Annotated in this window: 19 protein-coding genes and 1 pseudogene; 3 read left to right on the top strand and 17 right to left on the bottom strand. The window is 66.7% G+C overall.

Translation table 11 applies throughout. The features are described from left to right. Positions 1–5: 5 nt before the first annotated feature. From MKK54_RS01415 to dctA, 13 genes and pseudogenes are all read right to left on the bottom strand, one after another. Positions 6–695 carry a 4-carboxy-4-hydroxy-2-oxoadipate aldolase/oxaloacetate decarboxylase gene (locus tag MKK54_RS01415; RefSeq protein ID WP_244008726.1) on the bottom strand — a complete coding sequence of 230 codons (690 nt, stop codon included), beginning with the start codon at positions 693–695 and terminating at the stop codon, positions 6–8. Then, on the bottom strand, positions 692–1,417 hold the full coding sequence (locus MKK54_RS01410) for a PIG-L deacetylase family protein (RefSeq protein ID WP_244008725.1): 726 nt from the start codon (positions 1,415–1,417) through the stop codon (positions 692–694). Before MKK54_RS01410 ends, MKK54_RS01415 begins: the two co-directional genes overlap by 4 nt. A 207-nt stretch (positions 1,418–1,624) precedes the next feature. After that, positions 1,625–2,521 carry a LysR family transcriptional regulator gene (locus MKK54_RS01405; protein WP_244008724.1) on the bottom strand — a complete coding sequence of 299 codons (897 nt, stop codon included), beginning with the start codon at positions 2,519–2,521 and terminating at the stop codon, positions 1,625–1,627. A gap of 216 nt (positions 2,522–2,737) precedes the next feature. Next, positions 2,738–3,028 (bottom strand): annotated as a pseudogene (locus tag MKK54_RS01400) (transposase); the annotation flags it as partial. Between the two features lie 138 nt (positions 3,029–3,166). After that, entirely contained in the window at positions 3,167–3,919 is a 753-nt protein-coding gene (locus MKK54_RS01395; RefSeq protein ID WP_244008723.1) for an amino acid ABC transporter ATP-binding protein, read from the bottom strand. A 28-nt stretch (positions 3,920–3,947) separates the two neighbouring features. Beyond that, entirely contained in the window at positions 3,948–4,796 is an 849-nt protein-coding gene (locus MKK54_RS01390) for an amino acid ABC transporter permease (protein WP_244008722.1), read from the bottom strand. Next, complete coding sequence (locus MKK54_RS01385) at positions 4,793–5,539, bottom strand: amino acid ABC transporter permease (protein WP_244008721.1); 747 nt, start codon at positions 5,537–5,539, stop codon at positions 4,793–4,795. The genes MKK54_RS01390 and MKK54_RS01385 overlap by 4 nt, the downstream gene beginning before the upstream one ends. A gap of 40 nt (positions 5,540–5,579) precedes the next feature. Further along, on the bottom strand, positions 5,580–6,410 hold the full coding sequence (locus MKK54_RS01380; RefSeq protein WP_244008720.1) for a transporter substrate-binding domain-containing protein: 831 nt from the start codon (positions 6,408–6,410) through the stop codon (positions 5,580–5,582). 131 nt (positions 6,411–6,541) lie between these two features. Next, entirely contained in the window at positions 6,542–7,711 is a 1,170-nt protein-coding gene (solA, locus tag MKK54_RS01375; protein WP_244008719.1) for an N-methyl-L-tryptophan oxidase, read from the bottom strand. A 628-nt stretch (positions 7,712–8,339) separates the two neighbouring features. Beyond that, complete coding sequence (locus tag MKK54_RS01370; protein ID WP_244008731.1) at positions 8,340–9,239, bottom strand: alpha/beta fold hydrolase; 900 nt, start codon at positions 9,237–9,239, stop codon at positions 8,340–8,342. A gap of 16 nt (positions 9,240–9,255) precedes the next feature. Then, the gene (leuD, locus tag MKK54_RS01365) at positions 9,256–9,864 is read right to left on the bottom strand and encodes a 3-isopropylmalate dehydratase small subunit (protein ID WP_244008718.1); all 609 of its coding nucleotides are present in this window, start codon (positions 9,862–9,864) and stop codon (positions 9,256–9,258) included. A 3-nt stretch (positions 9,865–9,867) separates the two neighbouring features. Beyond that, positions 9,868–11,298: a 3-isopropylmalate dehydratase large subunit gene (gene leuC / locus MKK54_RS01360; RefSeq protein ID WP_244008717.1), complete on the bottom strand. Its 1,431-nt coding sequence runs from the start codon at positions 11,296–11,298 to the stop codon at positions 9,868–9,870. A 67-nt stretch (positions 11,299–11,365) separates the two neighbouring features. Beyond that, the gene (gene dctA / locus MKK54_RS01355; protein WP_244008716.1) at positions 11,366–12,721 is read right to left on the bottom strand and encodes a C4-dicarboxylate transporter DctA; all 1,356 of its coding nucleotides are present in this window, start codon (positions 12,719–12,721) and stop codon (positions 11,366–11,368) included. A gap of 244 nt (positions 12,722–12,965) precedes the next feature. On the opposite strand from dctA, the gene MKK54_RS01350 reads away from it, so the two are divergent. After that, positions 12,966–13,874 carry a LysR family transcriptional regulator gene (locus MKK54_RS01350; RefSeq protein ID WP_244008715.1) on the top strand — a complete coding sequence of 303 codons (909 nt, stop codon included), beginning with the start codon at positions 12,966–12,968 and terminating at the stop codon, positions 13,872–13,874. A gap of 212 nt (positions 13,875–14,086) precedes the next feature. Here the strand turns inward: MKK54_RS01350 and MKK54_RS01345 are convergent, their stop codons facing one another. The 3 genes from MKK54_RS01345 to MKK54_RS01335 all read right to left on the bottom strand — a co-directional run bounded on the left by MKK54_RS01345 (position 14,087) and on the right by MKK54_RS01335 (position 16,603). Further along, positions 14,087–14,794, bottom strand: a complete 708-nt coding sequence (locus tag MKK54_RS01345; RefSeq protein WP_244008714.1) for a haloacid dehalogenase type II — start codon at positions 14,792–14,794, stop codon at positions 14,087–14,089. Positions 14,795–14,898: 104 nt separating this feature from the next. Beyond that, positions 14,899–16,056, bottom strand: coding sequence for an alpha/beta fold hydrolase (locus MKK54_RS01340; RefSeq protein ID WP_244008713.1), 1,158 nt, complete (start codon positions 16,054–16,056; stop codon positions 14,899–14,901). A 142-nt stretch (positions 16,057–16,198) separates the two neighbouring features. Beyond that, positions 16,199–16,603, bottom strand: coding sequence for a tautomerase family protein (locus MKK54_RS01335; protein ID WP_244008712.1), 405 nt, complete (start codon positions 16,601–16,603; stop codon positions 16,199–16,201). Positions 16,604–16,701: 98 nt separating this feature from the next. Here MKK54_RS01335 and MKK54_RS01330 point away from each other — a divergent pair, with 98 nt between their 5' ends. Both MKK54_RS01330 and MKK54_RS01325 read left to right on the top strand, forming a co-directional pair. Next, positions 16,702–17,550 (top strand): LysR family transcriptional regulator, encoded by an 849-nt coding sequence (locus tag MKK54_RS01330; protein ID WP_244008711.1) that lies wholly within the window; start codon positions 16,702–16,704, stop codon positions 17,548–17,550. 421 nt (positions 17,551–17,971) lie between these two features. Then, the gene (locus MKK54_RS01325; protein ID WP_244008710.1) at positions 17,972–19,408 is read left to right on the top strand and encodes a carotenoid oxygenase family protein; all 1,437 of its coding nucleotides are present in this window, start codon (positions 17,972–17,974) and stop codon (positions 19,406–19,408) included. 306 nt (positions 19,409–19,714) lie between these two features. Here the strand turns inward: MKK54_RS01325 and MKK54_RS01320 are convergent, their stop codons facing one another. Next, positions 19,715–20,869 carry a DUF1624 domain-containing protein gene (locus tag MKK54_RS01320; RefSeq protein ID WP_244008709.1) on the bottom strand — a complete coding sequence of 385 codons (1,155 nt, stop codon included), beginning with the start codon at positions 20,867–20,869 and terminating at the stop codon, positions 19,715–19,717. Positions 20,870–20,885: the final 16 nt, after the last annotated feature.

Genomic DNA, 20,885 nt, shown 5'->3' with positions numbered 1-20,885 from the left:
CGATGTCAGTCCGGGAATTCGTCGAGGTATTCGAGCCCGGCTGCGGCCAGGGTCTCGCGCATCCGGTAGAGGTCGAGCCCGAGCTCGCCGGACGCCAGGCGGTCGCGCTTGGCGATCTCGTTGGCGGCGCGGGCATCCGCCTTGGCGGCCACGTCCACGGCATCGCGGTGGGGTACCGCCACGACGCCGTCGTCGTCGGCCACGACAGCGTCACCCGGTCGGATCAGGGCCCCGGCGCAGACGACGGGAACGTTCACGCTGCCGAGCGTCGCCTTCACCGTGCCCTTGGCCGAGATCGCCCGCGACCAGACCGGGAAGCCCATCTCCTTGAGGGTGCGGACATCGCGGCAGCCCGCATCGATGACGAGGCCGACGCCGCCACGCGCCTTGAGGGATGTCGCGAGAAGGTCACCGAACATGCCGTCGGTGTTGTCCGTGGTGCAGGCCACCACCAGCACGTCGCCGGGGCGGCATTGCTCGATGGCGACATGGAGCATCCAGTTGTCGCCCGGCTGCGCCAGGACGGTCACGGCGCTGCCGGCCACGCTCGCGCCGGGCCAGATCGGGCGCATGTAGGACTTGAGCAGGCCGACGCGCCCTTGCGCCTCGTGGACAGTGGAGACGCCATGCCCGGCGAGGGTCGCCGCCACCTCGGGCGCGATCCTGGGGATGTTGCGGACGACGACGGTCCTCATGCCAGTTCCTCCACGGTCATCGGGAACAGCCGCTGGTAGGCCTCGCCATAGGTCATCGCCGTCCCGGAGTTGCGGGCCCCCTGGACGCCGCGGTTGAGGGCGACGCGATCGTAGTATTCCCAAAGGTGCTTCTGGGCGGCGAGCACCTGGAAGGCGCGGAACTTGGTCTGCCAGACCGCGTCGATGTTCAGGATGACCTGGGGCTTGAAGTTGCACTGCTCCGGCTGGTGCGGCTCGAACAGGAAGACCGGCGGCGCGCTGTAGCTGCGGTCCGGGTCGGGCTTGTGCCCTGCGGCCTGGGCGATCACCCGGGCCTCCTGCGCGATGTGCGCGGCGACCGGATGGTCGAAGTTGTAGGGATCCTCCAGCGCGTGCGTCAGCACGAAGGACGGCTTCGTCTCGCGGTAAACGTCGACCAGACGGTCGAGAACCGCCTCGCCGACGCGCAAGGGATAATCGCCGACGTCGAGGAACTCGATCTCGGCGCCGAGGATGCCGGCCGCTTCCTCGGCCTCGGCGCGGCGCTGCGCCTTGACGTCCTCGATGCGCACGCCGGCCCTCTTCCAGGCCCACTGGCTCTCGCCGCGCTCACCGTAGGAGAGGCAGACGATCTTCATGCGGTAGCCCTTGGCGGCATGCAGGGCGATGGCTCCGCCGGCGCGCCAGACGAAATCGCCCGGGTGCGCCGTCACGACGAGGCCAGCTTTCGCTTGCGTTGTCATGTCCGTCTTGTCCTCCCAGTATTGCGGCGACGCCCTCGGGCACACGCACTATTGTGCATTCATCGGTAGCGGCATCCTCGAAATGAAACAAATGAATAGATTACTACATTTCATGCATTCTATCGAACAATGAGCTTGGCCGGGATCATGCGGCTTCAGGGCTGTTGAACCGCATCGAGCCGCACATGCTTCGATTGCCGAGGAAGCTCAGAGGGTGCCAAAATAGTCCCGGATCGCCCGCGACAGGCTCTCGGCGAGGGGCGACAGCATGTGGCCCCGCCTTGTGACGATCCCGATCGTGCGCGAGATGCTCGGTCCCCGAACCGGGACGGCGACGATCCCACCGTCCTGCGCCGACTGGAATGCAAGGCGCGGCACGACGGTGACACCCAGCCCGCCCGACACCATTCCGATGGCCGTGGCGACGCGGTGCACCTCGTAGACCCAGCGCATGTCCGCGTAGCGACCACCCAGGCCGGCTGCGATGAGCAGGTTATTGCCGGTCTGCTCCCCGATCTTGATCATCACCTCGTCCTGCAAATCGGACCAGGTCACCGCCTTCGCCCAGGCAAGCGTGTGGTCGGCCGGGCAGACCAGCACGAACGATTCCTGATGGATCGGTGCGATGTCGAGGTCGTAGTGCTGGGCCGACATGATGGTGATGCCGAACTCGGCATCTCCGGCCCTGACGCGTTCGATGATGGCGGTGGCCGAGTGGTCGATGACACGGAACAGGACGCCCGGGTGGGAGGTGCCGAAGCCCCGCAGGATGATCGGCAGGTGGTAGGTGGCGATCGTCGGCAGGCAGCCGAACCGGACGACATCCTGGTTCTCGCGCCCCTGCTTGCGCAACGTCCCAAATAGCCGGGACAGTTCCTCCACGATTCGTAGCGCGCTCGGCAAGAGTTCCACGCCGGCGGGCGTCAGGGTCACCTGCCGCGTCGTCCGGGCGACCAGCTTGACCCCGAGTTCGTCCTCCAGCTTCTTCAGGCGATGGCTCAGCGCCGCCTGCGACAGGTTCAGGCTAGCAGCCGCACGATTGAAGCTCCCCCAGTTGGCGATGCTCAGGAACGCCTGGAGCCCCAGAAAGTCGATACGCTCCACGGCCGCGCCTGGCTCCCATCCGAGTGTCCGGAGAACGCCCGCCCGTGCCGAGGGTGGCTCGGGCGCTCGGACAATTCAATCCCGACTGTGTTAGGGACGGCAGTCAGCGGGTAATCGCGAGGCTCATCTCGGTTCTCACGTCTTTCAAGCCCTTCGTCAGGAACGGCGTACTGCCCATCGAAACGAGCTGGGTTCGGTCGTGGCCCTCGTTGACGACGTCAGCCACATCACCTCGATGTTGCGCTGCGCCTCACGCTCAAGCCGCCGGCTCGACGGCACCCGGTTGAGATAGCCGTAGAGGTAGAGCTTCAGGAGCGTGGCCGGATCATACGCGGGCCGCCCCGTCGCTGCGGGCTCGAAGCGGTTGAAGCCCGGGGTGCCCGGATCGAGGTCGTCGATGAAGGCCTCGACCACTCGAACCGGATTGTCCGCGGTGACATAGTCGTCCAGCGAACTGGGCAGCAACCAGGATTGCCGACGGTCCTGCCCCTCGACGAACCGACCCATGCCGACCTCCGCAGATGAGGCCTTAAGTCTATCTCAGACCGGACTTCTGACACAGCCTCGGTCGTAAGCAGCCGGTCATTTTCCTAACGGGCAAGGGGGCGATGCCCGCAGCATGCCTGACGACACTCCGATCGACCCCTAAAGAACCTGAGATAGAAACTGCCGCGTGCGCGGATCGACGGCGGACGAGAACAGAGTTTCGGGGGGGCCGTGCTCGACGATGACGCCGCGATCGGTGAAGTAGACGTGGTCGGCGACCTCGCGGGCGAAATTCATCTCGTGGGTGACGAGGAGGCAGGTCATGCCCTCCTCGGCGAGGTCGCGGATGGTGACCAGCACCTCCTTGACCGTCTCGGGATCGAGGGCGGCGGTCACCTCGTCGAACAGCATCACGTCCGGCCGCATCGCGAGGGAGCGGGCGATGGCGACGCGCTGCTGCTGCCCGCCCGACATCTCGCCGGGATAAGCCCCCTCCTTGCCGGCGAGCCGGACCTTGGCGAGGAGCGCGCGCGCCCGAACCTCGACCTCCCGTTTGTCCTGGCCGAGCACATGGACGGGCGCCATCATGACGTTCTGGAGCGCAGTCTTGTGCGGGAACAGGTTGTACTGCTGGAACACCATGCCAACCTTGCGGCGCAGGGCGAGCTTGTCGAGCTTCGGATCGGCCACCTCGATCCCGTCGACCCGGATGGTGCCGGAGGTGACCGGCACGAGGGCGTTGATGCAGCGGATCAGCGTCGACTTGCCCGAGCCCGACGGTCCGATGATGCAGACGACCTCGCCCCGGCGCACGTCGAAGCTGATGCCCTTGAGGACCTCGGCCTGGCCGAAGGCCTTGTGCACGTCGAGCAGTTGCACGATCGGCGCATCGCCGGACGGAACCTTCAGCATCGGGGACGCACCCTTGGGAACGCTGGCCTCAGGCCGTCTCGAAGCGCCGTTCCAGGCGTGCGGTCAGACGGTCGATCGGGTAGCAGTAGAGGAAGAAGCACAGCAGGGCGAAGCCGTAGAGGGGCGCGAACAGCTCGGGCCGCCCCCCTTCCGCCGCGTGGACTTGTGCCGTCAGCGTCAGCATCTCGGTGACGCCGACGATGGATGCCTGCACGGTGGCCATGGCGATCAGGGCGTAGACGTTCATCCACGGCGGCAGCATCCGCTTGAGGCACTGGGGGAGGATGATGCGAAACAGCGTCTGGCGTCGCGTGAAGGCCAGGGACTCGGCCGCCTCCCACTGGGTGGCCGGCACCGAGCGCACTGCGCCGCGCACGATCTCGGCGACGTTGGCCATCACCGGTAGCGCGAACCCCACCGTCGCCTTCACCCAGTCGGGCAGCGGCACCCGCAGCCCGAACACCGTCACCTGAAACGGCACCAAGAACATCACGAAGAACAGCAGCACCAGCCAGGGCACGTTGCGGAAGACCTGCGTCACGCCCCAGGCGACCCGGCGCAGGATCGGCCCCTCGCTCACCAAGCCGAGCCCCAACCCGAGGCCCGCGACGGTGCCGAGGAGCATCGCAACGAGGGAGATGGCGACGTTGAAGGCAAAGCCGGTCAGCAGGAGCGGCGCCCAGCGCAGGATGACCTGGAGCGGCGACAGCACCGCCTCCGCCCCTTGCGCAAAGGCCGGCACCACGAGGACGAGGCCGGCGAGCCACGCCCCGAGGAGCCAGGCCTGGGCCGGGCGGAGGGTGACCCGGGCCCGCGTGCGCGAGACCCGGAACGGCAGCAGGACCGGCAGGTCGCTCGGCGGCGGGGGCGCCTTCATCGGCTGTAGCCCGGGATGCGCAGGGCGCGCTCCCAGCGATGCATGATCCAGACGAGGACGCCGACGAGGACGGCGTAGGTGGCCAGCAGGACGATCATCATCTCAAGCACGTTCTGCGATTCCGACCAGATCTGCTTCACCGCGTAGAGCGTCTCCGGCACCGCGATGGCATAGGCCAGGGTGGTGGTCTTCAGGAGGTTGATGAGGTTGTTGTTGAGGGCCGGCAGGCAGACCCGGAGGGCGAGCGGCAGCACGACATAGAGGTAGGCCTTGATCCGGGTGTAGCCGAGGGACTCGGCCGCCTCGATGGTGGTGCGCGGCACCGCCTCGATGCCGGAGCGGAAGATCTCGACGTTGAAGGCCCCGGCGAACAGCGACAGCGAGACGATAGCCCACTGCACGTTGTCGAGGATCGGCACGCGCAGGCCGTCGGCGGTCTGGGCGGCCGGCAGCAGGGTGCCGAGCCCAAAATAGAAGAAGAAGATCTGCACCAGCGGCGGCGTATTGCGGAAGACGACCACGAAGCCGTTGACGAGGCCGCGCAGGAGCCGCGACGGACCGCTCTGCAGGAGCGCTCCTACCGCGCCGATGACGAGGCTCGCGAGAATCGTCGTGACTGCGAGCAGCAGCGTGGTCTTCAGGCCGTTGACGTAGCGGGCCCAGTCATAGGCATCGTAGAAGATCGTGACGTTGAAGCCCGTGGACTCGTAGAGAGCCCGGAACCAGTTCGGAACGGCGTCCATCGTGCTCCTTAAGACGGCCGGTTAAGCGGCCCGACGCGTCTCAGTTGGTCGCGTTCTTGTACTTCTCGTGCATCGCCTTCGAGTACTCCGTCGGCTCGATGCCCCACTTCTTCTCAGACTCGACGATGAAGCCGGACTTCATCCAGTCCTTGGTGGTGGTCTCCAGCAGGGTCTGCAGCGTGCTGTTGCCGGGCGCCACCGCCATCATCCAGGGGGCGTCGAGGATGCCCTTCAGCGGCAGCGCGTAGTCCGCCTTCCAGTCGGCGTCGAGAAGTTTCCCCTGAAGCATGCTCTGGTCGTAGACGTAGCCGAGGCAATTCCCCTGCTTCAACGCGAAGAGCGGCTTCTCGGAGCCGTCGAAGGCGACGATCTCGGCGCCGTAGGTGCGGGCCACGTCCTTGTTGTACCAAGCGCCCGAGGTGGCGCAGAGGGGCTTGCCCTTCAGCTGCGCCCAGTCGGTGATGCCGGCCTTCTTCGGCAGCATCACGTTGACGAAGTCGGAATAGTATTGCGGGTCGATCGCCTGCACCACGCGGCGGCGCTCCGGCTTGTCCGAGAGCGTGGCGATGAGAAGGTCGACCTTGCCCTGCTGCAGGAACTCGATTCTGTTCGAGGAGACCACCGGCACGAGTTCGAGCTTCACGCCGAGGCGCTTGGCGACGTCGGCGGCGAGGTCCGGCTCCAGGCCGATGATCGCCCCGCTCGGATCGCGGAAGCCGAAGGGCCGGTAATCCGCCTTTACGCCGACGACGAGCGTTCCGCGCTGCTTGATCGCCTCGATCCCATCCGCCGCCGTCGCCAAGGAAGCGGAGAGCAGCACGCTCGCCGTGAGCAGGCCGGAGCCGAGGAACGCCAGGGTCGGCTTACGCATGTCACGGCACCTTTTGCATGGCACATCCGGGGCGACCGGAGAAAAGACCGGGGTCCGACGATCCCTCATCAGGGAGATTGCCTCGTCCGGTTCGATTGCGTCAAGCAATCGCCGGGCCATCGCTGTGGGGATCAGCCGAAGCGCGCGAGCGAATACGGTGCGAGATCGATGCGCCCGCTCGCCTGCACCATCTCGTTCGCCACCGCCTCACCGATTCCGGCCGAGTGCTTAAAGCCGTGCCCGGAGCAGGCGGAAACGACCAGGACCCGGTCCATCCGCGGGTGGCGATCGATGACGAAGCCCCGGTCGGGCGTCACGGTGTAGAGGCAGGCGGCGGCCCGGGTCACCCGCGCCGTCGCACCGGCGAGCCGGTCCGCCACGTGGCACCGGTACATGGCGGCGGATTCCTCCGGGCTCACGGTGCGCTCGAGGGTCTCCGCCCGCGTGGTGGTCTCGTACTGCTCGGTGGCGACCTTGACTTCGGCCTCGCCTGGCAGGGGCGGGAAGCCGTAGATGTAGTCCGTGTCGCCGGAGCCGTGCATCCATATGAAGACCGGCGCGTCGGCGCGGTAGGCCGCGGCGTCATCGAGGGCGTACCAGTGCAGGAGCTGGCGGTTGACCGTCAGCAACTCCGTGAAGGGTGCACCGAGCAGCGGCGCGGTCCAGGCCCCGGCCGAGACTACCACCTGGTCGGCCCAGACGACGCCACGATCGGTCTCGATGCGGACGCCGCCCGGCTCCTGGAGAATCGACAGCACCGTAGTCCCGGTGCGGATCGTGGCGCCGAGTTCGCCGGCCCGGCGCAGCTGCGCGGCGATGCAGCGCTCTGGACGCACGTAGCCACCACCCGGTTCGTAATAGGCCTTCTCGTCGCCGCTGAGATTCAGGAATTGCGGGAAGCGGCGCGCGACCTCACGCCCGTCGAGGACCTCATGCGGGATCGCGAAAGCCCGTGCGGCGTCGATCGAGCGCCCGACGAAATCCGGCTTGCCGTGATGAGAGGAGATGCCGCTGCCCGGCCCCATCACCAGGACACCGCAGGCGGTCAGCAGTGTCTCCCCGGTCTCCGCCTCCAGGGTCCGCCAGATCCGGTGCGAGGCCAGGACGAAGGGAACGTAGTCGCGGCCCTCACCGACGGCTTGCCGGGTAATGCGGCTCTCGCCGTGGCTCGAACCAAGAGTATGCGGCGGGGCGAAGCGATCGAGTCCGACGACCGTCGCGCCTCTCAGCCCCAGTTGATAGAGGGCCGCGCTGCCCATGGCGCCAAGGCCAACGACAGCAATGTCAAAACGGTCTTCCATTGCAGGATGCGCTCCGATCCGCACTCGAGCCGCTATGTGCTTGGCTTGAGGGCAAATCGGTTTCGAGGCAATGCGCTTGGCCGCATGCCACGCCCAACGCACCGATGGGGCGCCACCTGCCGGATCGCTCCACCACGGAACCAGGCGATTGGTTCATCCACCGTGGAGGCGGCGGTCGCCTATGACGGGGTGATTTAGAGTGCCTCACAAAACTCTCGACCACCGCCGGTCCTCACTCTGGGCACGGCGGCGCAGCGAGAGTTTTGTGAGAGACACTTAGCCCGCCGTTTCCGGAGTCTCCGTCAACGTTCCCGCCGCAAACCCGTCGTGACGTGCCAAGGAATGATTCTGAATATCGGCGATGGGACCGACCCAGGCCGGCGGGATTGCGCGGCAAACGTCCGCTTTCAAGCGACGGTCGAATTCCTCTCTACATCGTGGTTGGGTCACAAGCTGAAGGGCCGCTCAGGGTGTAAGGCAGTCTGGCTGCTTACAGGAAGTGATTCCAGGAAACCGAACGTTCACTCGGATTGCGATGGTAGATGGCTCCCCACCGCACCCGGTCACCTGATTACAGCCGTCGCCAATTCCAAAGCGACCTTTGTGGTCGAGCAAGATCTTCAAAAGCCTATCGCCCCTCATTGGCGAGAAAGCTCGCTAAAGCATCGAGCACAAGGTCCGGGCGCTCCTCCTGCAGGGTATGCCCACAATTGAGCGCATGCCCTTGCACGTCGAGCGCCTTCTCGCGCCATGTCGCCAGCACGTCGTAGGTCTGGCCAACCGTGCCCTTGGCGCCCCAGAGTGCCAGAAGGGGGACCTCGATACGCTCGTCGGCATCGGCCGCGTCGTGTTCGAGGTCGATGGTCGCGGCGGCCCGGTAATCCTCGCAGATCGCGTGGCGCGTTGCCGGATCGCGGTAGACGCGCAGATATTCGGCGAAGAGTTCGGGGCTGGGCGATCCCGACGTCTTCGACTGTCCGTCCACATGCGTGCGCAGGAAGAACTCCGGGTCGGCGGCGATCAGGCGTTCCGGCAAGGGAGCAGGCTGGATCAGGAAGAACCACCAGAAATAGCGAGCGGCGAAGTCCTTGTCCGTGCGCGCGTACATTGTGGCGGTCGGCGCGATGTCGAGCACCGCAAGCCGGGTCACGGCCTCCGGATGGTCGAGGGCGAGGCGATGGGCGACGCGGCCGCCGCGGTCGTGGCCGATGAGGGCGAAAGCCTCGTGGCCGAGGTGGCGCATCACCGCGACCGCATCCGCCGCCATGGCGCGCTTGGAGTAGTTGACGTGGCGCTCGCCGCCTTCGGGCTTGTCGGAATCACCGTAGCCGCGCAGGTCCAAGGCCACGACGCGGAAGCGCTCGGCCAGGATCGGCGCGACGGCCTGCCACGTCGCATGCGTTTGCGGGTGGCCGTGCAGCAGCAGCACCGGCGGTCCCGCGCCGCCGACCGAAGCGCGGATGCGGATCGCGCCGGCCTTGATGTCGTGCAGGTCGAAACCTGGAAGGAACGGGTCCGGTCCGAGCATGACGGCCTCCTCGATCTCAAGCCAGCCAGGGATGCTCGGCACGGTAGCGTGTCTCGAAGGCGCGAATGTCGGCCGCATGGTCGAGGGTGCTGCCGATCGCGTCGAGACCCCGCACCATCGCGTCCTTCCGCAGGGGCGCGATCTCGAACGTGACCTTATGTCCGTCGCCGGTCGAGACCGTCTGCCCCGGCAGGTCGACCGTGAGGCTGTTGTTCGCCGGATCGAGCGCTCGTTCGCTCAACGTGGCGAGGTCCGCCGCGTCGAGCCTGATCAACAGGAGGCCGTTGTTGGCGGCGTTGTCTCCGAAGATCCCGGCGAAGGTGGTGCCGATCAGGGCACGGATGCCGAGCTGCATGAGGCCCCACACGGCGTGTTCGCGCGAGGAACCACAGCCGAAGTTCGGGCCGACGACGAGGAAACGGGTGCCGGCCCATTCCGGTCGGTTCAGGACGAAGTCGGCGCGGGGCGCGCCGTCCTCGCCGAAGCGCAGGCCATGAAGCGCGCCCTCGGCAAGCCCGTTGCGGTCGATGCCCTTCAGGAACTGCTTCGGCATGATCACGTCGGTGTCGACGTTCGCCGCCGGCAGCGCCGCGGCAGGTCCGGTGACGGTGGTGAACGGCTGCATCGGTCAGGCCTCCTTGGCGAGACGGCGGACGTCGGTGAGGTGTCCCATGACCGCGGCGGCGGCGACCATGGCGGGGCTCATCAGGTGGGTGCGTCCGCCCGCGCCCTGCCGGCCCTCGAAGTTGCGGTTGGTGCTGGACGCGCAGCGCTCCCCCGGCGCGAGCACGTCGTCGTTCATGGCGAGGCACAGGGAGCAGCCGGACTGGCGCCATTCGAAGCCCGCCTCGGTGAACACGCGGTCGAGGCCCTCGGCCTCGGCGGCGCGCCGCACGCTGGACGAGCCTGGCACGACCATGCCGCGCACGCCCTCCGCGATCCGGCGGCCGCGCAGGATGGCGGCGGCCTCGCGCAGGTCCGACAGGCGGGCGTTGGTGCAGGAGCCGATGAAGGCCCGCTGGATCGGCACGCTCTCCATCGCCATGCCGGGTGTGAGATCCATGTAGGCCAGCGCGCGGTTCATGTCGCCGCGTCGCGCGGCGTCCGTTTCCCGGGTCGGGTCAGGGACCATGCCGCCGACCGGCACGGCCTGGTCCGGGCTCGTGCCCCAGGTCACCAGCGGCTCGATCTCCGCCGCGTCCAGGTGGACCTCCCGGTCGAAGACCGCGTCGGGATCGCTGCGCAGCCTCGACCAGTGCTCCACGGCGGCGTCCCAGAGCGCGCCCTGGGGCACGCGGGGCTTGTCGCGCAGGTAGGCGAACACCTTCTCGTCGGGGGCGATGACGACCCCACGGGCGCCCCCCTCCACAATCATGTTGCAGATCGTCATCCGGCCTTCGACCTCCAGGGCCGCGATGCCGTCGCCGGCGAACTCGACCGAGTAGCCCGTCGCGCCGGACGCCCCGATCTGGCGGATGACGGCCATCACCACATCCTTGGCCGTGACTCCCGCCGGCAGCAGACCCTGCACGGTCACCCGCATGGTGCGGACGCGGCGATATTGCAGCGTCTGCGTCGCCAGGTAGTGCTCGATGTCGGAGGTGCCGATGCCGAACCCGAGGGCACCCAACGCGCCGTAGGTCGTGGTGTGGCTGTCGCCGGCGGCGATCACCATGCCGGGCAGGATGAAGCCGAGTTCGGGGGCGACGACATGCTCGATGCCCTGTAGCGGGTGCAGAACGTCGAGGAGCTCGATGCCGAACTCGCGGCAATTCTCGTCGAAGTAGGACACCTGACGCGCCCCGCCCGCATCCGGCATCGCGGCGACGCGCCAGGGGGCGGTCGGATTGACGTGGTCGACGACGGCAAGCGAGTCCTTCGGGCTCCAGACCGTTCGGCCGGCCTCGCGCAGGCCGCTGAACGCCTGCGGGCTGGTGTACTCGTTCAGCACGGTGCGATCGACGTAGAGGAGGATCTCCGAGCCGGCGCCGGTGCGGTCGTCGAGGCGGCGGACGGTGTGGGCGTCGATGAGCTTGTCGTAGAGGGTCTTCGGTTGCATGGGGCTTAAGCCTCTCTCGAAGGGAAAGGGCACGGCGTATGCGCCGCGCCTGGGCGGTGGGCCGGGCTCAGAGCGAGGCGGTGGCGGAGGCCGCCATGGAGGAACGACGGGGGACGGAGCCGTCGCCACCGACCGCGTAATCCTCGACGAGCCTGCCGGAGAGCACCTCCTGCATGCGGTCGACATCGAGTTCGCCCTCCAGCTTGGCCATCACGATGGCGGCGACCGCGTTGCCGATGATGTTCACGATGGCCCGGCCCTCGCTCATGAAGCGGTCGATCCCGAGGATGAGGGCCATGCCGGCCAGCGGGATCGCCGGAACCACCGAGAGGGTCCCGACCAGGGCGATGAAGCCGGCTCCGGTGATCCCGGAGGCGCCCTTCGAGGTCAGCAGCGACACGCCGAAGATCGCCATCTGCTGCGTCAGGCTGAGGTCGATGTTGGTCGCCTGCGCCACGAACAGAGCGGCGAGGGTCATGTAGATGCAGGTGCCGTCGGCGTTGAAGATGTAGCCGGTCGGGACCACCAGTCCGACCACCGACTTCGAGCAGCCGAGATGCTCCAGCTTCTCCATCAGCGACGGAAGCGCCGCGTCCGACGAGCTGGCGCCGAGGGTGATGAGCAACTCCTCCTTAAGGTAGCGGAGCAGCTTGAGCAGGCTGAAGCCGCCCCACAGCGAGACCAGCCCGAGCACGCCGAACACGAAGATCGCGCCCGTGAGGTAGAACGTGCCGATCAGCCCGAGGAGCTGGCCGAGCGAGCCGAGCCCGAACTTGCCGATGGTGTAGGCCATCGCCCCGAACGCGCCGAGCGGGGCGAACCGCATCAGCACGTTGATGACGCCGAAGATCCAGTGGGAGGCCGAATCGACGAGGTCGCGCAGCGGCTTGCCGGATTCGCCCATCTTCGAGAGCACGTACCCGAACAGGACGGCGATGAAGACGACGGGCAGAATCTCGCCCTTGGCCAGGGCATCGAACACCGTGTGCGGCACGATGTTCATCAGGAAGTCGACGGTGCCATGCTCCTTGGCCTGGCCGGCGTACTTGGCGACGGCGCCGGCATCGAGCTTGGTCACGTCGGCGTTCATCCCGGCCCCCGGCCGGACGACGTTGCCGACGATGACCCCGATGACGAGTGCGAGCGTCGAGAGCACCTCGAAATAGAGCAGGGCCTTGCCGCCGAGGCGGCCCATCTTCTTCATGTCGCTCATGCTGCTGATGCCGGCGACCACCGTGCAGAAGATCACGAGCCCGATGACCATCTTGATCATCTTGATGAAGACGTCGCCCAACGGCTTCATATCGACGCCGAAGGACGGTGCCAGGTAGCCGACCGCGACACCGAGGAGGATTCCGACGACGACCTGGACGTAGAGGCTCGTATAGAATGGCTTTCGCTGGGCCTGGGCCGCAATCTGCATGGCGTTTCTCCCTGGTTGGGCTTGTCGTCACGTTCCGCATCCGGCGGCCGTGACTGGTTGCGTCCAGAGATCCGGGATCCGGGTTTAAAGTGCCAATGCCGATCCGGCATCAGTTCATACAGGCAGGGTTTCGCCGGTCGGCCCGGAACATTGACCGGGGCTTGGGCCGCCCTCATCCTCCCGTGGAACGAGGCCGCCGAGCTTCGGCGGGGGACGGCTTTCCCGAAGGACGGGGACTCGCAGGATGGACGCGGCCTGGCTCGAAGACTTCCTGGCGCTCGTCGACCTTGGACATTTTTCCCGAGCCGCCGAGCAGCGCAACATCACGCAGCCTGCGTTCAGCCGCAGGGTCAGGGCCCTGGAGGACTGGGTCGGTACGCCACTGTTCGTTCGTGACGCACAACCGGTCATGCTCACCGCGGCCGGGGAACGGTTCCGCCCGGTTGCGGAAGAGATTCTACGGCGTCTCTTCCAGGGCCGGGAAGCGGCCCGGGAGGCTGGTCTGATGGCTGCGTCGACCCTCAGGTTCGCCTCCACTCAGGTCCTCTCGCTGACCTTCTTCCCGAACTGGCTCAAGGCCCTGGAAGCGAGGGAGCAGTTCCAGGCGACGGTCAATCTGACCGCCGCCCACATGGCCGCCTGCGAGCAGCTGATGCTGAGGGGCGAGGCGCAGTTCCTTCTGTGCCACCATCATCCGCAAACCTCCCACCTGCTGATGACCGACCAGTTCCGGTCCGTCCGTCTCGGGACCGACACCCTGCTCCCGGTGAGCGCACCGAACCCGGAAGGAACAGGACCGCTATACGAGTTGCCGGGAAGTCCGATGGCCCCGCTTCCCCTCCTGAGTTTTACAAACGACTCCGGGCTCGGACGCATCTTGGAGGGCACGCACGTGATCGCGGAGAGCGGGGCTTCCCTGAAGCCCGTCTTCGCCTCGCATCTGACCTCCGTCCTCGTCGCGATGGCTCGGAACGGTCGCGGCCTGACATGGGCGCCGCTCAGTATCGTCTCTGATGACCTCGAACGCGGAAGCCTCGTCAGGGCTTCCCGAGCCGACGACGATATCTCTGTCGAGATCCGGCTTTACCGCCCGCGCGCTCGTCAAAGCCCCACCGCGGAACGCATGTGGGAGTTGGTTTCGACCGAAGACTAAGGTAGCCTGGTGCCGGGCAAACCTCGGATTTTAGCTAGAACTGCAAACCAGTGCCCATCATTTACTAGAGTTAGAGCTTATGTCTGCTTTCAGGAAACGACGGCGGTCATCTGCGTAACCGGGCTGGGTCGAATGCAGCCTTCTCACCAGAAACAAATTTGATGAAGAGTTGGACAAGCATAAAGACATCACGAAGCTATATTGCGGCTGGGTCAGTTTCGGCGTGCACTGGCCAGGACGATGCGTCGGGTGATGCTGCCCAGGTCGTCTGTAACGATGTCCGGGGTGCGACCGAGAGCAACGGGCGCGTTCTCCGGCCTCAGCACGAGTGCCGTACGGTATCCGGCAGCGGCTGCACCCAGCGTGTCGAAGGCGTGACACGAGACGAGCCAAAGGTCGGATGGCGCGACGCCGAGCGTCGTCGCGAGCGCGTTGTAGCTTTCTCTGGCCGGCTTGTATCGGTGCACCTGGTCGTCGATGCTGTGTAGCTCGGAGAAATACCCTCGGATCCCTGCGTGCGTGAGTTGAGCGTCAACACCGGCGCTGGGATTGTTGCTGAACGTGACGAGACGGAACCCAGCTTCCTGCAGATCGGCCAAGGCCTTCGGCGTGTCGGCATAGGTCGGCATCGCTCCGGACAACCGCTTCAATGCCTCAATGTCGGCTCTTTCGACCCGGCGGCCCTTGCTTTCGGCCAACATCTTGAGAACGGCGACGCCGACCGTGCCGGAATCGACGTAGAGACCCGACAGCGTCAGTGCCTCGCTGTAGAGGATCACCTGGTTGAACCAGGTGCGCAGCATGTCCGCAGCGCCGAACACGTGCGAGAGCACGGTGAAATCCAGCAGGGTTTCGTCGATGTCGAACACTACGATGGGACGATCGGCGCTGGTCGCAGACGGTGCGGCTTGATCGGTCATGGCTGACGTCCCGGCCTGGGCGTAAGGGATCGGTAAGATGGACAGACCTGCGAGGAGCGCGCGTCGGTTTAGGCTGGCGCGGTCAGGGTCTCCCGACATCGGGGCTACTTTCCGTCTGCCCCGTGGCCCGAAAGGAAGTCGATGAGCAGGGCGGCGAACCGCTCGGGCTGCTCCTGCTGCACCCAGTGACCCGCTCCCTCGATGAAGGTCGGACCAATCAGCCCCGGATAGGTTTCCCGCAGGCGAGCGAGGGCGCCGGGCTTGCGGTAGCTGCCCCAGTCGGCCACGCCTGAAACGAACAGGGTCGGCACCGTGATAGTCCGGCCGGAAAAGAGTGCGATCTCGCCTCGCCCGATTGCACCCGTGTGGCAGCGAAACCAGTTCAGCGCCCCTTGGAAGCCCGTGTGCCAGAACGCCCGCACGTAGATGTCGAGATCGGCGTCCGGCAGCCAGGTGTTGGCTGCTGCCTGTTCCGGGCTCGGCGCATCGGGCGCCACCGTGGCGGCCATGCCGAGCGCACGATCCATGATGTAGTAGGTCGGCAACGTTGCGAGCTCGGCGGCTGAGCCGCTGGCCAACGGATGCGGATGGTTGCCCGACCAGTCCGCACTTTTCACGTGGAAGTAGGCCCGCAGGAAGGCGTGCAGGCCCTGCGGCGGGTGGAGCATGTCGGCTTCGGCCCCGGACGAGGCGAAGAACGCCATGCTGTCCTTGCGTGGGCGAGGCAACGCAGCGAGCTCCGCCGCGAGGGAGGGGCGGGGCGATGTCAACGCGCTCCCGGCGTCGTCAAACGGGATTGCGGGCGGCCCATCGAATGGGAAGCTCACCATCATTAGGGATCGGAACACGTCCGGACGGACGAGGGTGGCGTAGGCGGCGACCATCGAGCCGAAATCGTGTCCGACCACGGCCGCAACGGAACGGTAACCCAGGGCGAACACGACCCGCAGGGCGTCGAGGGCGTAGGCATGGGTGCGGAACCCAGCGACGTCTGCGTCGGACCGGGCATCCCAGCCCGTCGTGCCGCCGTAGCCGCGCTGGTCGGGCGCGACGACGTGGTAGCCGGCCTGCGCCAGCATCGGCATGACCTTGCGCCAGCTCCAGGCGAGTTCGGGGAAGCCGTGCAGCAACAGGACGAGGGGCCGGCCGGGCGTCTCGAACCCGGCCTCCAGGATCCGCACGCTCAGGCCCTCGATGTCGTGCAGGTAACGCTGCCGGAGGCCGGGGAGCGCCGGGTAGTCTTCCAGAGAACCTGAGGTCATGTCGTGTCCTCCGTTCGCGGAGCGTTCGGCCCGCTGCGGTTGGGATGGCTGCGCGGCTCCGGTTACGCCCGCCCTCAGAGCGAGCGCGGCCACGCCAGCGACGGTGGCTCGTCTGCTGATCGGGTTCATGTCGCTCGAGCCCTCAGCCCGGATGGGCCTCGGCCCAGCGGCCGTTCTGGGTACGACCGCCGTAGCCGTAGGCATCGCCGTCAGCGGCATGCACGAGGACGTAGCATTCCTCGTGCAGCGGTCCGAGCAAGGCCTCCATGCCTTCGTAGGCCGCCTTCACGAATGCGGTGGTCTCGTCCTTGGTGTTGGTGCCAACGGTCATCTTGAAGTCCATCCAGAAGGCCGAAAGTCCCTCGTCCGTGGGATGCTTGCTCCCGATGAACCAGCTTTGCGGATCGGCCTCCTCGATGAGCATGGCGGTGACGGCGGGCATCTTGCCGAGCTTCTCGGCGCCGAGGCGCGCGGCCAGCTCGGCAATGTGCGCGCGCAGGTCGGGGCGGGACGTCGGCGTGACGTAGCGGACGATGATCATCGGCATGGTTGCCTCCTCGGCGTTGGTCGTGACGCCAATCTGGACTTTGCCGCCTCTACGCGGAACGCTATGATCCGCTCTCGTTACGATAACGGATCCGTATCATGCTCGATCTCGTCTCGGTGCGCTTGTTCATCCTCGCGGTTGAGTTCGGAAACCTGACGCGGGCGGCGGAGGCGGCCGGCACTGTGCAGCCGGCAGTCAGCGCCCGCATCAAGGGACTGGAGGCGGCCCTGGGGCGCAAACTCCTGGAGCGCACGCCCCGGTTCGTCCGGCCGACGGAGGACGGGCTGGCGTTCCTCGCCAAGGCGCGGGCGTTGATGGCTGCTCACGACGAGGCGACACGCTTCGACGATGCGCCGACCGTACGCATCGTCATCGGGGCGAGCGACCACGCCCTCGGTACCGGGCTGGAGCACGTGATCCGGCACGTCCGTGCCGTTCTTCCAACGCGCAGCGTCGTCGAGTTGCGCCTCGGGCTGTCGCAGCAGGTTCGCACGTCGTTCGACGAGGGCGACCTCGACGCCGTCATCATCCGACGCGAGGCCGGGGGCGCGGATGGCGAGGTGCTGGGTCTGGATCCTATCGGCTGGCGGTCGATGGAGGAGGACGTCGTCGCGCCGGACCGTCCGATCCCGCTCGTGACGCTCGGGCCGAATTGCGGGGTCCGCTCGATGGCGGTACGCCACCTTGACGCCGCCCACCGGCCGTGGCGCGAGGCATTCGTTGGGGGCAGCTGCAGCGCGCTGGTGGCAGCGGTGAGGGCTGGGCTCGGCATCGCTCCGATGGGTGCGGTCGCTTCGGGGCGGATGATCGACGTCGGATCGCGCTATGATCTTCCCGTGCTACCGCCCTCGGAGATCGTGATGTTTGCCCGTGCTCATTCTCCCTCAGCAGCCGCGGCCGCACGGGCGTTGGAGGCTGCGGTACAGTCCATGTTGCGGATCGCGTAATCTATACGGCACCGGGGGACAAAGGCTTTAAAACCGTCTCTGGTTCGCCCGAAAAGCATGAGCCAGTGACCGTCGCAGACTGCCCTTTTACGAAGCTGGCGGACCGGTGATGAGCGACCGCTTCCGGGGAGCACCGATAGCTGCCTGCACGGCCTCGACCCAACAAAGTCTTAGAAGTTCGTCGATGGCAAACCCAAAAGCATCCATTCATCCGGCAGCTGTAGGCGTCCGAGCGCTTGGCTGACCGAGCCGCCGACGTAGCGATCCACTCCCGTCGCGTGGCCAGCCGTGGTTGGATACATCATCGACAAAATCGCCCTGTCTTCCCAGGCGACCAGAGCTGTCATTCTTGCCCGGCAATGGGAACGCCTCCATCACGAGGGCCCTCGCTTTTCCTCCGACCACCCCGAGCCAGCGCCCGATGCCGAACTTGATGGAGTCCAGTCTGCGTGCCGCCGCCGAGGGCCTTGTCGCGCTGGTGGCGGCCTGCAATCGACTGCGCCTTCCGAGGACGCAGCACCCCTTCGTGGTCGGTGTCCACGCGCCGATGCGCGAGGAGTTGACCCTGCGCGATCTGCCCGTGACCGGCGCGATCCCGGCCGCTCTCGACGGCCGCTACCTCAAGATGGGCGCCAACCCCGCCCGCCCGACGACGCGTGGCCACGACTGGTTCCTTGGTGACGGCATGGTGCACGGTCTCCGCATCGAGGACGGAAAGGCCTTGTGGTACCGCAACCGCTGGATCGGCTCGCGTGCGGCCTCCAAAGCGCTCGGCCGGCCCGCTGCCCCGGGGCCGCGCCGCGGCGACGACACCGTCAACACCAACGTCGTCGCGATCGGCGATCGCGCCTTCGCCGTGGTCGAGGCCGGCAGTTTTCCGGTCCTGTTGTCCGAGGACCTGGAGACGCAGCGCTACGATACGTTCGACGGCACCCTCGCCGGTTCCTTCACGGGGCACCCGCATCGCGATCCGGCGACCGGTGAAACACATGCTATCGCCTATGATGGCCGCGTCTGGGACAGCGTGCGCCACGTCGTCATCTCGCCCGTGGGCCGCGTCGTGCGTGACGTGGCGATCCCGGTCCAGCACGGCCCTTGCATCCACGATTGCGCGATCACGACGCGCTTCGTCGTCGTACTGGACCTGCCCGTCACCTTCTCAATGCGGGCGGTGCTGGCCGGTCACCGCTTCCCGTTCCGCTGGAATCCCGCCCACCGCGCCCGCGTCGGCCTGCTCCCGAGACACGGCACGGCCGCTGACATCGTGTGGTGCGCGGTCGAGCCGTGCTTCGCCTTCCACGTCGCCAACGCCTACGACGAAGCTGATGGGCGCGTGCTCCTTGATGTCATCGCCTACGAGACGGTGTTCGCCTCGGCCAGTGGCGGCTTCGACGCACCGGGTCGCCTGGAGCGCTGGACCGCAGACCCCGCGACGGGACGGGTCGACCGGCGGGTGATCGACCCTGCGGCGCAGGAGTTCCCCCGGATCGACGAGCGTCGCTTCGGACAACTCCACCGGTACGTCTACACGGGCTCGGTCCCTGCCGACGGCAACACACAGCTCGTGGGCGCGACGCAACTCTACAAGCACGATCTGGAGACAGGGGAGCGGCGCGTGCACGAGTTCGGCCCCGACCGCGTCCCGGGCGAGTTCGTATTCGTGCCGGCGAGGCCCGAGGCTGAAGAAGACGAGGGCTGGCTCGTCGGGCTCGTTGTCGACACGGTGAGTGACACGACCGACTTCATGATCCTCGACGCGCGCGCTTTCGAGGCGGCGCCTGTCGCCGCGGTCCACCTAGGGCACCGTATCCCACCAGGCTTTCACGGGAATTGGTTTCCAAAGCAAAGGGCCGGTTGACTGTCGTTCGGTACTTCGGACGCGCTCGCGTGCATGAGCAGTAGCCAATCCCGCCGCACCCCGGTGCTGCGATCGTAGTCCGGTCGACCATCGCAGCGCTTGAAGGTCTCGTCGAGAAGGACGGCGCGTTCATCCCGGAGCGTCCCGCAAACATTCCATGCCAGCGAAGCCGGCGAGCCAGTTCCAGTCCATGCCGAAGTTCGCCGCCAGCGCGTCATTCGATGGGATCGAGCGCGTGACTGCTGCTGTCGTAGCTTGAGGGGTCGGAGGATGGCGAGAGGACCAGACCCAGTCGCATTCAAGGGACTAAAGATACCTGAGCCATGCAATATCCCGGCGCGCCGCCTTGAAGCGCGAGAACCAAGCCGTCGGCCAGTATAAGGGCACGACCAGCCCGACATACCAGACCAGCACCCAGCCGTAATTTGCGACGCCGAACACGCTGCCCTGCGTCGGGCCCCAGACGGCGGCGGCGCCGTGATACAGGAGCCGCAGGATCGTCAGGTGGAGCAGGTAGAAGAACATCGGCGCACCGCCGAATACCGCCAAGGCCGAGACGACCGAAGCGTCGCGCATCCGCTCGAGCGCAACGAGGAGCAGCGCCCCGACTCCTAGCGTCAAAAGCAGGAACAGTAACGACGGGGGATACTTCGTCAGCGCGAGGACGCTCATCACAGTCCCAAGTGCATCGCCCTCGACCACGAACCAGGGCTTGTCGCCGTAGCCGTTCGCCAGACGCAGGACCATGAAGGCGACGAGCATCCCGCAGCCGAGCGCCAGGAGCCGGCGCTCGCGGGTGATGACCGCGACGCCCGGCAGGAACCACGGACCGACCGCGTAGCCGAGCACGATCACGCCGATCCATGGGAGCACCGGATAGGTCGTCTTGGCGATGAGTCCGAAGGGGAGCGCGATGACATCGCGCTGGTGCAGCATCGCCCAGACTGGAAAGAGCGATTGGTCGGGCCGAAGGTGGATCGGGTCGAGGAGATTGTGACCGCAGGCGATCAGCAGTCCGAGCGCAAACAGAACCGAGCGCGGCAGGCCGATCAGGGCCGCGAGGAGGATCATGCACACGCCGATGCACCAGATCACCTGCAGCCAGAGCGTCGGACTGGCCACGCCCCAGTACAGTTCCGACAGGTAGAGGACCTCCAGCGCCATCAGCACGAGCCCACGCTTCAGCAGGTAGGCCCGCGTCTCCGCCAGCGTGTGCCGGGTGCCGAATAGGAACGCGGCCACGCCAGTCAGCGCGACGAAGATCGGCGCGCACAAACTGACGACGAGGCGGGCCAGTGCCACGGCCGGTAAGGTCGTCCGTGCGTCGACCGGGTCGGCCACGGGCACGTGCAGGAACCAAGTCTCGCGCAGGTGGTCGAGGAGCATCAGCACCATCACCAGTCCGCGCAGGGCATCGATGGAGGCGATGCGGCTGGACAGTGTCGATAGACTGGCTGACACCTCGGATGGCTCCCGA

It is taken from the genome of Methylobacterium sp. J-068 (assembly GCF_022829445.1).
Taxonomy (GTDB): Bacteria; Pseudomonadota; Alphaproteobacteria; order Rhizobiales; family Beijerinckiaceae; genus Methylobacterium.
The sequence above is the reverse complement of the archived record's forward strand: the minus strand, read 5'-3'. Positions and strand labels throughout refer to the sequence as shown.

Coding starts and splice junctions, on each gene's coding strand:
- solA (WP_244008719.1), bottom strand. CDS start 7,711: ATGGAAGACCGTTTTGACATTGCTGTCGTTGGCCTTGGCGCCATGGGC.
- MKK54_RS01380 (WP_244008720.1), bottom strand. CDS start 6,410: ATGCGTAAGCCGACCCTGGCGTTCCTCGGCTCCGGCCTGCTCACGGCG.
- MKK54_RS01330 (WP_244008711.1), top strand. CDS start 16,702: ATGCTCGATCTCGTCTCGGTGCGCTTGTTCATCCTCGCGGTTGAGTTC.
- MKK54_RS01370 (WP_244008731.1), bottom strand. CDS start 9,239: ATGCTCGGACCGGACCCGTTCCTTCCAGGTTTCGACCTGCACGACATC.
- MKK54_RS01340 (WP_244008713.1), bottom strand. CDS start 16,056: ATGACCTCAGGTTCTCTGGAAGACTACCCGGCGCTCCCCGGCCTCCGG.
- MKK54_RS01350 (WP_244008715.1), top strand. CDS start 12,966: ATGGACGCGGCCTGGCTCGAAGACTTCCTGGCGCTCGTCGACCTTGGA.
- MKK54_RS01345 (WP_244008714.1), bottom strand. CDS start 14,794: ATGACCGATCAAGCCGCACCGTCTGCGACCAGCGCCGATCGTCCCATC.
- dctA (WP_244008716.1), bottom strand. CDS start 12,721: ATGCAGATTGCGGCCCAGGCCCAGCGAAAGCCATTCTATACGAGCCTC.
- MKK54_RS01415 (WP_244008726.1), bottom strand. CDS start 695: ATGAGGACCGTCGTCGTCCGCAACATCCCCAGGATCGCGCCCGAGGTG.
- leuD (WP_244008718.1), bottom strand. CDS start 9,864: ATGCAGCCGTTCACCACCGTCACCGGACCTGCCGCGGCGCTGCCGGCG.
- leuC (WP_244008717.1), bottom strand. CDS start 11,298: ATGCAACCGAAGACCCTCTACGACAAGCTCATCGACGCCCACACCGTC.
- MKK54_RS01410 (WP_244008725.1), bottom strand. CDS start 1,417: ATGACAACGCAAGCGAAAGCTGGCCTCGTCGTGACGGCGCACCCGGGC.
- MKK54_RS01335 (WP_244008712.1), bottom strand. CDS start 16,603: ATGCCGATGATCATCGTCCGCTACGTCACGCCGACGTCCCGCCCCGAC.
- MKK54_RS01395 (WP_244008723.1), bottom strand. CDS start 3,919: ATGCTGAAGGTTCCGTCCGGCGATGCGCCGATCGTGCAACTGCTCGAC.
- MKK54_RS01325 (WP_244008710.1), top strand. CDS start 17,972: ATGCCGAACTTGATGGAGTCCAGTCTGCGTGCCGCCGCCGAGGGCCTT.
- MKK54_RS01390 (WP_244008722.1), bottom strand. CDS start 4,796: ATGAAGGCGCCCCCGCCGCCGAGCGACCTGCCGGTCCTGCTGCCGTTC.
- MKK54_RS01385 (WP_244008721.1), bottom strand. CDS start 5,539: ATGGACGCCGTTCCGAACTGGTTCCGGGCTCTCTACGAGTCCACGGGC.